The organism is Paenibacillus xylanexedens (assembly GCF_007676705.1).
GTDB lineage: Bacteria > Bacillota > Bacilli > Paenibacillales > Paenibacillaceae > Paenibacillus > Paenibacillus xylanexedens_C.
Genome location: NZ_VEBF01000001.1, coordinates 385,346 through 398,583 on the forward strand (window position 1 = coordinate 385,346; position 13,238 = coordinate 398,583).

The 13,238-nt window shown below is 45.8% G+C and carries 10 protein-coding genes; 1 reads left to right on the forward strand and 9 read right to left on the reverse strand.

Annotated elements, in window-relative coordinates:
* Nucleotides 1–5 precede the first annotated feature (5 nt).
* Together FS628_RS01555 and FS628_RS01560 are read right to left on the reverse strand one after the other, a co-directional pair.
* Entirely contained in the window at nt 6–974 is a 969-nt protein-coding gene (locus FS628_RS01555) for a D-2-hydroxyacid dehydrogenase family protein (protein WP_145318036.1), read from the reverse strand.
* 387 nt (nt 975–1,361) lie between these two features.
* On the reverse strand, nt 1,362–1,943 hold the full coding sequence (locus tag FS628_RS01560) for a TetR/AcrR family transcriptional regulator (RefSeq protein WP_145318039.1): 582 nt from the start codon (nt 1,941–1,943) through the stop codon (nt 1,362–1,364).
* 227 nt (nt 1,944–2,170) lie between these two features.
* Between FS628_RS01560 and FS628_RS01565 the strand changes: the two genes are divergently transcribed.
* Nucleotides 2,171–3,382, forward strand: coding sequence for an MFS transporter (locus FS628_RS01565; RefSeq protein WP_145318042.1), 1,212 nt, complete (start codon nt 2,171–2,173; stop codon nt 3,380–3,382).
* A 180-nt stretch (nt 3,383–3,562) separates the two neighbouring features.
* Here the strand turns inward: FS628_RS01565 and FS628_RS01570 are convergent, their stop codons facing one another.
* The 7 genes from FS628_RS01570 to FS628_RS01600 all read right to left on the reverse strand — a co-directional run bounded on the left by FS628_RS01570 (nt 3,563) and on the right by FS628_RS01600 (nt 13,202).
* Nucleotides 3,563–4,027, reverse strand: coding sequence for an SRPBCC family protein (locus tag FS628_RS01570; RefSeq protein WP_145318045.1), 465 nt, complete (start codon nt 4,025–4,027; stop codon nt 3,563–3,565).
* Between the two features lie 159 nt (nt 4,028–4,186).
* On the reverse strand, nt 4,187–5,278 hold the full coding sequence (locus FS628_RS01575; protein WP_145318048.1) for an HD-GYP domain-containing protein: 1,092 nt from the start codon (nt 5,276–5,278) through the stop codon (nt 4,187–4,189).
* 285 nt (nt 5,279–5,563) lie between these two features.
* A complete protein-coding gene (locus FS628_RS01580) occupies nt 5,564–7,399 on the reverse strand; it encodes a UbiD family decarboxylase (protein WP_145318051.1) in 1,836 nt (611 codons plus the stop codon).
* 218 nt (nt 7,400–7,617) lie between these two features.
* Nucleotides 7,618–8,955 carry a sensor histidine kinase gene (locus tag FS628_RS01585; RefSeq protein WP_145318054.1) on the reverse strand — a complete coding sequence of 446 codons (1,338 nt, stop codon included), beginning with the start codon at nt 8,953–8,955 and terminating at the stop codon, nt 7,618–7,620.
* Entirely contained in the window at nt 8,952–9,620 is a 669-nt protein-coding gene (locus FS628_RS01590; RefSeq protein ID WP_145318057.1) for a response regulator transcription factor, read from the reverse strand. Before FS628_RS01590 ends, FS628_RS01585 begins: the two co-directional genes overlap by 4 nt.
* A gap of 28 nt (nt 9,621–9,648) precedes the next feature.
* Nucleotides 9,649–11,613 carry an ABC transporter ATP-binding protein/permease gene (locus FS628_RS01595; RefSeq protein ID WP_145318060.1) on the reverse strand — a complete coding sequence of 655 codons (1,965 nt, stop codon included), beginning with the start codon at nt 11,611–11,613 and terminating at the stop codon, nt 9,649–9,651.
* A gap of 296 nt (nt 11,614–11,909) precedes the next feature.
* Nucleotides 11,910–13,202, reverse strand: a complete 1,293-nt coding sequence (locus tag FS628_RS01600; protein ID WP_145318063.1) for an amidohydrolase — start codon at nt 13,200–13,202, stop codon at nt 11,910–11,912.
* Nucleotides 13,203–13,238 lie beyond the last annotated feature (36 nt).

Sequence of the window (13,238 nt, forward strand, 5' to 3'; positions counted from 1 at the left end):
TTTATCTAAGGGAGCAGTTGCCTGATCGGTGTTCCCTTCAGAAACATCTCTATATTTTCTACGGTGTGGTTATAATAGATCTCATAATTGCCACGAGTCACATAACCCAGATGCGGTGTTGCCAGGACGTTGGGCAATGTTCGCATCACATGGTTAACCGGTAGCGGTTCCTGCTCATATACATCCAGACCTGCGCCAGCAATCACACCAATCTGCAATGCCTCCACCATAGCTTCCTGATCGACAATGCCCGCTCGTGACGTATTGATGAATAGGGCACTAGATTTCATTTGTTGAAATTCGGCTTGTCCGATCAGATTCCGCGTACGATCACTTAATACCAGATGAATGGATATGATATCGCTCTGTGCAAGGAGTTGCTCCTTGGTCTCGGACCAGATCACACCATGTTTTTCGGCTTTTTCTGGTGTCAGATTCTCGCTCCAGGCTATCACATTCATGCCGAATGCTTGTGCAATCTCAGCCATACGGGTACCTATTTTGCCCAAACCGAGCAATCCTAGTGTTCTTCCATGCAGATCAAAGCCTACAGTGCTCTGCCAGTTTCGATTGGAGCGAAGTGCATTATTTTCCGTTACCAGCTGTCTGGACAGTCCCAGAATAAGAGCCCAGGTAAGTTCTGTTGGCGGATTGGAGCTTCCCTCCGTTCCACACACAATGACTCCATGCTGCTCTGCAGCCCAGAGGTCTATGGACGCATTGTGCATACCACTTGTAATCAGAAGTTTCAGCCGGGGAAGCTGAGAAATGACCTTCTCCGGAAACGGAGTACGTTCCCGCATGAGGATCACCATATCGAAATCCTGCAATTCCTGAATGACTTTTTCTTCTGAGCCCATATAGTTATTGAATGTCTGAATCTCTACCCGATCCATCAACGGACTCCAGTCCGCTGACGTCAGAGCGACGTTCTGATAATCATCCAAAACGGCACAGCGCAACTTCGTATCCATTCCTGATCTCCTCCTATATCTGCTCCATTCTTAACCAAATAAATTAAACTAAAGAATATTTACACTAGTTACTCCAATGACAGAACAACCCTCTGATCGCTGTTATCCCCAGATTTTTTTCATTTCATTTTCTAGAGGGAAATTCCGGGGATAAAGGCGAGGCATATGCTTCCGATGTAGCTTTCTTTCAGATAGCTTTTAGCTCCGCTTCCTCAGCTTATTTCTGTCCTCTCCGTTTGTGTAAATGTTAAGTTCAATATATATATTGTAGCAACTTCGGCTTAGCCTGCCCAATGCCATCAGACACAGATAAGAGAAGGGGTGCAACTTCCATAACCTTCGTTTAGTGAATTACTCTGCATCACTTTAAACAGGATCATTCCCCTATTAATTCAGCAAAGACAGCGTAACCTGGATGCTCTGCTCTACAAACAAACGCTCAGGCCCCGATTTCATCAATACAGTTAATCCAATCATGGATACAACTAGAGACTGTGCGACCGCATTCGCGTTCATGTCAGTAGACAACTCCCCGCTCTGTTGCCCTCGTTCTATCGTTTCCTTGAAAAGAACACCCAGATACATCTGATGCTCACGTGTAAGAACAGCGAATTTGGGATCATGCGGAGCCAGTTCAACCATCGTATTAATGCAAAAACAGCCGTGACTGGGCTCGGTCACACTTCCCTCTGCTCCAATATGTTCAAACAGTCCACGAAAGGCTTCTCGCACGGAGGTGCCCTGTTGAAGTCTGGCTCTGACTTGAGCCGCATGCTGAGTAGTATACCGTCGTAGCGCTGTTTCGAATAATTCCTTTTTATCCCCAAAGGCTGCATATAGACTGGGGCGTTGGATGCCCATTGCAGTCGTCAAATCACTCAACGATGCCGCTTCGAACCCCTTATCCCAAAACGTATGCATCGCTGCATCAAGTGCTTTATCCGTATCAAATTCCCGTTGTCTAACCATACAATCCACCTCTTTATGTATCGATCAGTATTTATTATATTGTAATCTCATCTCAAGTAAGAAGTCAAAGCTAATTAACAGAGTAGTAAATATTTTCAGCTACAAAGTAACATTAACGAATTTTCAAACTCCCCTAAATCTCTGTTGACAGAGTTCAAGCAAATAAAGTATGGTTATGCGGAAACATATCATACCAATCGGTACAAAATAGAAAGGGAAAACCATTTATGCAAACTTCTTCTCCAAATGCACAGTTATCCAACAAAGATCGTCCTGCCATGTCACAGTTAGTTGCTCTACTCTTTGCCGTGTGCAGCGGACTCGCGGTGGCCAATATCTATTATGCTCAGCCTTTGTTGGACTCCATCGCCCAGGAATTCGGCATCTCTCCATCCTCCATAGGCATTGTCATTACAGTAACTCAAATATGTTATGCCCTGGGGCTGTTTCTTCTCGTTCCACTTGGTGACCTCTTGAACCGCCGCAAGCTGATCATTATTCAAATGCTCTTATCCGTGCTTGCACTGGTTATTGTAGGAACCGCACAGTCCAGTTCCCTGTTGTTCATGGGGATGGCGGTCGTTGGTTTATTAGCCGTCATTACGCAAACATTGGTTGCCTTTGCTGCATACTTGGCAGCCCCTTCAGAACGTGGCCGCATTGTCGGACAGGTAACCAGCGGAATCGTCATCGGCATTTTACTTGCACGAACTGTTGCAGGTACGCTGAACGATTGGCTCGGCTGGAGATCGGTATATCTCTTCTCTGCCAGTCTTACCTTACTCGGCATTCTTGCCCTTTTCCTTGTTCTCCCAAGGCAGCAACCCCAACGAATGAAACAAAGTTACTTCCAATTACTCAGATCTGTCTTGCTACTGTACCGTGAGTTGCCTGTATTACGAGTACGCGGTGTACTGGCCATGCTCATTTTTACAGCCTTCAGCATCTTATGGACTTCCATGGTTCTGCCACTAAGTAGCCCTCCACTGTCCCTGTCTCATACGGTCATAGGTGCATTCGGTCTCGCAGGAGCGGCTGGAGCACTGGCTGCTGCCCGTGCAGGTAAGCTCGCTGATCGGGGCCTTGGGCAAAAAACAACGGGTATCTCTCTTGTCATTCTACTCTTGTCCTGGCTGCCCATCGGTTATGTCCATCAATCTCTATGGTTCCTGATCCTGGGTGTTATCCTTCTCGATCTCGCCGTTCAAGCAATACATGTGACCAACCAGACCCTGATCTACGAAGTTCGTCCTGAAGCACAGAGCCGCCTGACGGCAGCTTATATGATCTTTTATTCCATCGGCAGTGCGACCGGCTCGATTGCCTCTACACAGGTATATGCATGGGCGGGGTGGACAGCTGTATGCTGGTTAGGTGCTGGTGTTAGTGCAGCGGCCCTTCTGTTCTGGATGATCGATCGTTATATGCATCGGAATTAGTCCAACTTATTCCAGACAACTATAAAAAGGGTTGCTAACGGACCAAACAACAGGGAAATCAGAAACCAGTTCCGACCACTTCTGTTTTTTCCCTGAGCCAGTCCGGCATTTATCAAGGCAAGTGTCCCCCAACCTACAAAGTATTCATTATCCATCAAAAATCACCTCTCCCTTATCCAATCAATCTGGATGCTGTTCAAGCATCTCTTTGAGCTTACGATTGCGGCTCTCCAGAAATGCCTTCATGTATCTCTTTAACACAAGTCGTTCGGTTGCCCATCCCAGCAATCCAAGTGGAGCTTCGAATCGAAGTGTATCTCTCATGAAAGTCATCTGATCTCCAATTACGCTGAAATGATGTTCATGTCGCATACTCTTGAAAGCCCCTTTCTCCATCTGATCCACAAAGAGGAAAGGTCGTTCAAACTGCACAATACGGGACTTCAGCTTCTGTCTGACACCAAAATGAGTAGCCTGAAATGTAACTGTATCCCCTGCTCCAATTCTTCCTGTTGTTACTCCTGCGACTGCTCGCTCTCTCGTATGTTTCCAGACGGTCTGAGTATGTACATCAATGTCCCGGGCAGCGTCGAAGCACCGTTCAATCGAGGCATGTATCGTAATCTCGGTTGTTACTTCAATCATGGCAATCGCTCCCATAGGAAAAATATGATCTTTGCAAAGTATACGCCTGCTTTTTTGCTTGAACAACACATCATGGATGATGCAACAAAAAACGGGTCCCCTGTCTTAGTGCAGGAGGCCCGTTCTCAATATAAGTAAGGAATACAGATAATATTTAGATCAAATAAGTAATTCATCAATGGCAAGTGTACGCTCTTTGGAGAGATCACGATATTCCTCAGACTCTACTTTGATGAGCGGTTTGAAAATATCAGATGTATTGTTCATGACAATAACACCTTTTTCTCCGTTGCTGAGCAGAACCTGTTTCCCAATGAAATTAGGAAGCAAATGTTGCATTAATGCCTGAACCGGCTTTTCGTTCAATTTACCAAATCCCATACCATAGATATCTCTAAGGTTGTTGATCAGGTTCGGATTGCTGCCTCCGTGATTCCCGGATCTCATGCCAATATAGATATCGGCTACAGATACAATCTGGGTGTAGGGATGAATCTCTTCTTTTTTTAATTGCATCGGATAACCGGAACCATCTTCCCGCTCGTGATGCTGCAGGGCAACCAATGCCGTCGCTTCATCCGTCATGGAATTTTTGATAATATCATGGCCATAGATCGTATGACGTTGCATTTCAAGCTGCTCATCAGCCGTCAACGGTTCTGTCTTGTTACGGATCCGGTGGGATACTTTGCACTTTCCGATGTCATGCAGATAGCCACCACGACTAATCTGATAACTTTCCTTCTGAGAATACCCAAGCCAGTTCGCGAGGTAGAAGGACAACAATCCTACCTGGATTGAATGTGTATAGTTATTCACGTCATCCCGCTCCAGCATCATCAGGAGATGAACCACATCTTTCTGCTCATCCAGTCCCTCAACCATCGGTTGCAGTGCATCATCCACCATGGTCGCGTTGAACTTGCCAACGGTCAGAGCTTCGAGAAAAGCATTTTGATAATTATGTACTGTCTGAATAAATTGGGACTTCATCTCTTCTTCAGGCGGCTCTTCCTTGGCGCTTGTGGTTAACCCGGAAGCATGCTTTGCCGCTGCAGCAAAAAACTCGGCCTCAGTAATTTCCTCTTCGCGTGATTCAATATCTACATAATCTACACGGTGCTGCATGAGCAAGGAGATATCCTCACTTTTAATTACAGTCCCCTTCCCGAGAACGTGTAATCCTGCATCGCTGAATGTATCTGCAGTCAGACGGTCTCCGTCTTGCAGGTTCATAATATGGATTCTCAAATCGGTATTCCCCCTGAACAATTCATTATAGTAACAGCACCCAATGGATCGGGTCCACAAAAATACCTATACTTCTTTATATCGTTATAATTCTTCATTTCATACATAGTTCAAACGACCTTAATCGCGAAGGTAAATACGAACGTATAAGACTTTATCCTCACTCCTGTATCCAAATTAGTCCCGGTTTTGAACATGTAGACACTTTTTGGTGTCTATTGGCTGGATCAGAGTAAGCAAAAGAAGTCCAAACCCTTCCGTTTGAACTTCTTACAACATCCCAAATTAGATTTTAATTGATTCCAGACTTGCTCCTTTAACAAATAAACGTTCAATACTCTTCTCCACCGAAGCATCGGGGATCAGCGGCGGTGCCTGGTGCGGTTTGGTGCGCGCATCAATAATAATCTGATCACAGCCCCAGTGTTTGTGGTCATACCCGCTATTCACTCCATACATGTCATGTGAAGGGTTGCTGCGGGTAAACGTTGCCCACAAGAAGTTGCTGAGGTTAGCACTCAGGAACGAACTGTCATCACAGAGAATGATCATCGGACATGAGTCCAGACCTCCCTGCTCCTTCAATAGAGATGTGAATGCCTTGATCTCCTGTGCTGTATCCTCATAACTTGTGAAAGCCGATGTCTGAATCGAAACAATCCCTGGCATGATGAGCTGCGGATTTTCATAACCGCGAATGTTCTTCAAAGACTCTGGCACATCCGTGCACAGGTCCCGAACCTTGTCGCCATACGCTGCAAAAACAACCTTGCTGCCGCTGTTCAGCCCGGTACCCGAGTAATCCAGTGTATCAATCGTCGTATGTGTATAGAAATGAATATCCCGCTGCATATCCATGCGCTCCAAGATATAGGTCAGGAATTCAACTTCCTTATGGGTGTCCAAGGGCTGTTGATCCTCAGCAGTAATAAACAGGTACTTCGCCAGACTGAGCTGACCCGTACCCAAAATGCGATTGGCAATCGTAAGCAACTCTGTCGGCTGCTTCACGGCCTGATAAGGCGTGTAACGTTCACTACCAATAGCGAACAGCAACGGATGCACTCCGGCTGCATCGACTGCATGCACTTCTTTGACGCCCGGAATCTCCTGTTTGATCGCGTCTCCTGTAATCTCATGTATCAAATCACCAAACGCTGTATCCTCTTGCGGTGGACGACCCACAACCGTAAACGGCCAGATGGCATTAGGTTTGGCATAGACTTTATGCACTCGCATTAGCGGGAATTCATGCGTCAGGCTGTAGTATCCCAAGTGATCACCAAACGGGCCTTCAGGCTTCGTCTCGCCTGGGTAGATATCACCGGTAATGACAAAATCAGCATCATTGCTGATGCAATATCCATCCTTGTAACTGTACCGGAAGCGACGTCCAGCGAGCAGGCCGGCAAATGTCATCTCACTGAGTCCTTCAGGCAAAGGCATAACCGCGGAGAGTGTATGTGCGGGTGGACCCCCGATGAAAATACTGACTTTTAGTGGTTCTCCCTTTTTGACCGCCTTGGCTTGATGTATACCGATTCCGCGATGAATCTGATAGTGCAATCCTATTTCCTTGTTCATTTCAAAATCATTGCCATCCAGTTGAACCCGGTACATCCCCAAGTTTGAATTCATGATTCCTGGTTTGTCCGGATCTTCCGAATAAACCTGTGGTAGCGTCACAAATGCCCCACCGTCCATCGGCCAGTGCTTGATTAGCGGCAGGTCCGAGATTTGAATCTCTTGAGCAGACACGGGTAGACTAATAGATTTCTGTTTCGGCAAAGCTTGCCATGCAGCAAGACCTGTGCGGACATGCTGCAATGGTGTCTTAAGCGCCTTCATGGGATCGTCACGAACAGCCATGACTCGTTGTACGCCTTCGAGCGTACCGCGGAACATGAATTTGCTTCGTTCCACCGTGCCGAACAGATTCGATACGGCCTGGAACTTCGAGCCTTTTACATTTTCGAATAACAAAGCCGGGCCTTTAGCCTCGTGCACTTTCATATGGATCGCTGCCATCTCCAGATGAGGATCAACCTCTTCTTTGACCCGAATCAAATGACCATGCTGCTCCAGATCGTTAATACAATCTTCCATATTGCGATATTTCATTGAATGGCTCCATTCTCTATATGATTAAATTTGATTAAGTTCATAGATTCACATAACGTCTCTTCTATATTATCAAATGATCCGTCGCTAAACAAAACTATATATAAAATCTATCACTTGGACAAATATCAAAAAAGCAATATGAAAACCATCTGAACCCTGAATTCACAGAGACCGATTGATTATTTCCATATTGCTGCTCTCTATTCCGGTTTGCCTTAAGGTGTAATGACCGATCTGGGGATCGTGACAATAAACTGCGTACCTTTTCCTACTTCACTCTCGACATCAATTGTACATTGATGCAATTTCAGAATTTTAATGACAATGGATAACCCTAATCCGTTACCTCGAAGCGAGCTGCTTCGTGCTTTGTCCACCATATAAAATCGATCAAAGATATACGGAAGGGCGTCATCAGGTATGCCTTGTCCAGAATCTCTAATCAGCACCTTCACGAATGAAGATGACGTCTCAATCTCGACATGAATGGTACCCTGTGAACCGGTGTACTTGATCGCATTGTTTATTAAATTCTGCCAGACCTGATCAAACAAATCTTTGTCCACTGTGATCTCGCAGGGCAACAAGTCCAGTTCGATCTGTATGTCCTTCGGCGCCCACTGAGGCTCCGCCAATAGGATCGTCCTTCTTAATTGTTCATCTAATTGGAATGTGGTGAGATGAACCGGATGATGCTCCGAATCTAGCGAGGCTAGCCGAAGAAGATTATCACTGAGCCTCGATAAGCGCAGCGTTTCCTCATAGATGATATCCAGATGCTCTTTCTGCTCTTCTAGTGGAATAACGCCGTCTTTCAGCGCTCTGGTAAACCCTCTAATCGATGTCAGTGGAGACTGCATTTCATGAGAAACGTTACTGACAAAGTCATCACGAACAGAATCGATTTTCTGCAACTCACTGGCCATATGATTAAAGCTCTCCATCAGTTCGCCGAACTCATCCTGGTTATTATGTTTTAACCGCACCGAAAGATCCCCGGATGACATCTCCTTCGCAGCAACGGTTAACCTCTTAATCGGTTTCACAATGAACCCTGACATGAACAGGATTAATAAACTCCCAATGATCAGAACCGTTAACAATGAGGTTAAGAGGGTGTTTCGCAGCGTATGAAAAAGAGAGGAAAAATCGCTTTGAATCAGAAATGTGCCTATCCCCTCGTTTGTTCCGGGAACACCTATGGTCGCGATGCCATCTTTACTCGATAGAAACATAGCATCGGTTGTACCCTCCTCAAATAACGAATGAACTTTGTCCTCTGGCAAGGAAGATAACACTTCACTTTGTTCATTCACGGGAGTGATGTTCAAGCCGTACCGGGCAAAGATATCCATGCTTGATTTCACTTTTTCCGGATCATCGATCAGGTTAATCAGTGTAGCGATGTCTTCGGCAAAAGTAACCATAAAACGATTCGGCGTCTTCTCCTGGGACCCGCTATTCAGCATAAAGGAGAGAATCAAACTCACCAGAACAATCCCGATAAACGTGGCTACGATTCGAAGTCGCAGGCTTTTCCTCAATATATTCATGCTCGCTCCAGCCGATATCCAAGACCTCTGATCGTCGAGATCGATAGTTCAGGAACAGGTTCCAGCCGTTCTCTTAAACGTTTGACATGTACGTCAACCGTACGCTCATCACCTTCATAATCCATGCCCCATATATCATCAATAAGCTGTGTACGTGTGAATATTTTCCCTGGCGAGCTTGCCAGAGAAAATAACAATTCACATTCCTTCTTTTTCAATTCGATGGTTCGTCCGTCGGCACTGACCATAAGATTGCTCAAATCAATGGTTACACCGCCGATCTGAATGATGTTCGATGCACTTTTGTTATATCGTTTTAGTAACGATTTCACACGCAGGATTAATTCCACTGGATCAAAAGGTTTAACGAGGTAATCGTCTGATCCTGCATTAAATCCTCTGACTTTGTCCTTGGATTCTCCCTTGGCAGTCACCATCAGGATGGGAATATCCAGGTAAGATCGGATATCTTCCGTCAGTTCAATGCCGTCTATTCGGGGCATCATCACATCCACAATCGCCAGATCAACTTTCGTATGAGAGAGGATATCTAACGCCTCTTGACCATCTGGTGCTTCCAGCACGGAAAATTGATTCTTTTCAAGATAGATTCGGATTAATTTGCGGATATGGGAATCATCGTCCACCACCAGAATCGTGTTCATGTATCCATTATCCTTTCCGTCATCGGTTTTATTCGTATCGTAAGGATTCCATCGGGTCCAGCTTCGCAGCTTTTGATGATGGCATCAAACCGGCAATGATACTAATCGCTGTACTTACCACGATACCGAACAAGATATAATATCCCGAGAGATTAATGAGTTTTGCTCCAAATGCATTGTCCAATAGAATATTTAACACATAACTAATGATCACTGCAAAGATTACCGCAATAATGCCACTAAATACGCCTAATAAAGCAGATTCGGAGAAGAATATTCGCTTGATATCTTTCTTTCTCGCTCCAATCGCCCGAAGAATTCCGATCTCCTTCGTCCGTTCCACGACGCTAATATAGAGTACAACCAATATCATGATACCGGATACGATCAACGAAATGCCTGCAATACCAGCGAGTACAATGGAAGCCATACTTACATATGTCGTGATATTCTCCATGACCTTGGCCATTTGAGAGCCTGCGAAGCCAGCATCAACAGCAGCTTCATTGATATCATTTACATATTTCATATCAGTTGCATAGGCGTTAACCTGAATTGGCCCGATCGTTATTCCTTTGTCCATATACATTTGCTCCAACGTCTCTGATGAAATGTATCCTGGGGATTGTTGCATTGGAGATCGTTGATCTGCTGCTTCATAGACCCCGGAAATAGTTACTTCTTTCTCCAAAGTTACTGGTTTATTATTGCCATCCATCTCATTGATATATAGAAACACAGACTTGCCGATCATCGATTCAGCCTGGTCATTTCCGCTTAATTGTTTCGCCGTATCCAGAGGTAACAACATCTGATTTTCTACCGGCAGAACACCCGTTGTCATCATTGCTGGATCAAAAGCATCCGTTAACGTTGTTAGCTGTGTGAGTCCCACACTTTGTTCTTCATTCACCATCGTGGATTTGCCTGTAATGGTCGTGATCGTCTCTACATAATCCACATTAGGAAAATTGCGAATCGTCTCAATATCAGCTTCTGTGAACGGTTCACCTGGTGCCATCAAGGCCTCAGGGCCTTGCATGTCCTTGGCTTCTTCACTCGGCTTCGTTATATCCACAAGCAAAGGGTCCATACTTGAATTGATTTCGTCATTCATATACGTCGTTATTCCATTCCCCAAGGAGAGCATCAGGAGTACACTTAATATACCTATAGATCCACCCAAAGCGACCAGAACATTACGCTTGCCGTTAAGTTTCATATTTTTAAGTGCCATCTTGAATGAAGCAAGCAAGCTCAGGCTCCGGGAAGAATCCTGACCACTCTCGTAAACAGCCGTAGAAGGATCTTTCAGGTGAATATCATCACTAATACGCCCCTCTTCAACCTTCACAATACGTGTACCTGAGTCCGCGACTTTCTGCGAGTGAGTTACTGCAATCACCAGCATTCCCTTTTTAGCTATGCTCTCGAGCAGAGCGAGGATTTGATCTCCGTTCTCCCTATCCAGAGCACCCGTCGGTTCATCTGCAAGAATAATATCCGGATTGTTGGACAAAGCCCGTGCAATGGAAACCCGTTGCTTCTGACCCCCGGACAGCTGATTCGGACGTTTGTTCAGGTGATCCTTCAGTCCGACCTCCGTCAATATATCAACGGCACGTTGGTTCCGTTCCTTCTCATTCGTATCCGTCATTTGCATCGCAATGGTAACATTTTCGAGGACAGACAGATGTGGGATCAGATTGAAGTTTTGAAAGACAAAGCCGATATTATTCTTCCGATAATCATCCATTTCCTTCTCTGTCATGGCACTTAAGTTCTTGCCACGAACAACGACATCCCCTTCATAATCGGAGTCCATGCCACCAATGATATTCATCAGTGTCGACTTACCGCAGCCAGATTCGCCAAGGATCGAGACAAATTCCCCTGTCTCAAAACTTAAGTTCAAACCGTGGAGTACCGGAACTCTTTCTTTTCCATATAAGGTGTATGATTTCTTCACATTTTTAACTTCTAGTATTTTCATATGGATCTCTTCCTCTCCTGATCATGCACAATATCTATCTATTTGATGTTCATATCGTAACAAATCAGTATGAACTGATAATGAACTGGACCATTGCACCTATAAGAGGTTGTTCAAAAGAACTATATACAAAAAAACACCTACAGCTTGCTTGAAATAAATCATCTCAAGTAAGTGTAGGTGTCCAGAAATTTGATAGATTAATCCGGCTTTTGCCAGCAGCCTTTTCACAATCGCCGATGCAACCGGCTCAGCTGCCCATGCCTGTACTTTAGCGCTATCGCTACCTCTAAAAATTAAATTCCCTCAACAACCCGCTTGGCCCTAACCTTCACCTCACGGTAAAGTTCATCCTCATCGATCGTGAGCAGCTTTCTGCCTCTCATGAGGATCTGGCCGTTCACTATCGTGGTGTCCACGTCTGCCCCATTTACACTGTAAGCCAGTAACGATTCTATTTCGTGTACCGGTTGAAGATGTGGTTTCGCCAGATCGATCAGGATCAGATCGGCTTTGCGCCCTTCTTCCAGCACACCCACTTCATGCTGAAGGCCAAGCAGATTAGCACTTCCGCGTGTAGCCATGTGTAGAACGTCCTTAGCTGGCAAGCGAGTGGGATCACCATAGTCCAGCTTTTGCAGCCAGGTCGCGGCTTTGATCTCCTCGAACATATCCACGGTTGTGGCACTTCCCGCTCCATCCGTTCCGATTCCCACGTTAATTCCCTGGGCCAACATCTCGGTAATTGGAGCAATTCCACATCCCAGCTTCAGATTGCTGACCGGATTGTGTGCTACACCGCCGCGCATGCCCTTCAATCTACCAATGTCCCTTCGATTGAGGTGCACACCATGTGCAAGCAGCACATGCGCCTGTTCGAACATACCCGCCTCTTCCAAATACTCTGTCGGTGTCATGCCATAGCGCTCGCGAATCTTCACGACCTCTTCCTTCGTCTCAGCCAGATGAATATGCAGAGGGATATCCTCCGCGACAGCCAGAGCGATGACTTCACGTAGCGGCTCTACAGGACATGTATAGGGGGAGTGGGGTCCATACATGGTTGTAATTCGCCCATCGGCCGCTCCAGACCAGCGTTGCACAAGATCGATCGCCTCCTGCAATCTACGTCCCCCATCATCCTCCATGAATACCATCCCACGTGTAAGCGATGCCCGCATACCCGTTTGCTTAACCGCTTCTGCAATCTCATTCATATGGATATACATATCCGCAAAAGCAGTGGTACCCGAACGGATCATCTCGGCGATGGATAGCGTGGCACCCCAATAGATGTCTTCCGGGTTCATCCGTGCTTCGGCAGGCAGCATTTTGCGTTCAAGCCAGTCCATCAGCTTCAGATCGTCCGAGAATCCCCGGAGCAGACTCATCGGTGTATGTTGGTGGGCATTTATCAGTCCCGGCATGGCAACCTTATTGCGTCCATCGATAATCTCATCTTCAGGCTGAGGAGGAATGTGGTTCGCAATATGTACAATGCGATCTCCTTCAATACGAATATCCCCCATAAAGGGGGCCTCGGCATCTTTCATCGTTAGGATCGTAGCTTGCTGAATCAATACACTCATTACATTCACGGCTCCTCTGGATTGGTTATCGTTCCT

What these genes read in the sequence shown, in the direction of transcription:
- FS628_RS01560 (WP_145318039.1), bottom strand. Translation starts at nt 1,943, where the DNA reads ATGGTTAGACAACGGGAATTTGATACGGATAAAGCACTTGATGCAGCG.
- FS628_RS01555 (WP_145318036.1), bottom strand. Translation starts at nt 974, where the DNA reads ATGGATACGAAGTTGCGCTGTGCCGTTTTGGATGATTATCAGAACGTC.
- FS628_RS01565 (WP_145318042.1), top strand. Translation starts at nt 2,171, where the DNA reads ATGCAAACTTCTTCTCCAAATGCACAGTTATCCAACAAAGATCGTCCT.
- FS628_RS01570 (WP_145318045.1), bottom strand. Translation starts at nt 4,027, where the DNA reads ATGATTGAAGTAACAACCGAGATTACGATACATGCCTCGATTGAACGG.
- FS628_RS01595 (WP_145318060.1), bottom strand. Translation starts at nt 11,613, where the DNA reads ATGAAAATACTAGAAGTTAAAAATGTGAAGAAATCATACACCTTATAT.
- FS628_RS01590 (WP_145318057.1), bottom strand. Translation starts at nt 9,620, where the DNA reads ATGAACACGATTCTGGTGGTGGACGATGATTCCCATATCCGCAAATTA.
- FS628_RS01580 (WP_145318051.1), bottom strand. Translation starts at nt 7,399, where the DNA reads ATGAAATATCGCAATATGGAAGATTGTATTAACGATCTGGAGCAGCAT.
- FS628_RS01585 (WP_145318054.1), bottom strand. Translation starts at nt 8,955, where the DNA reads ATGAATATATTGAGGAAAAGCCTGCGACTTCGAATCGTAGCCACGTTT.
- FS628_RS01600 (WP_145318063.1), bottom strand. Translation starts at nt 13,202, where the DNA reads ATGAGTGTATTGATTCAGCAAGCTACGATCCTAACGATGAAAGATGCC.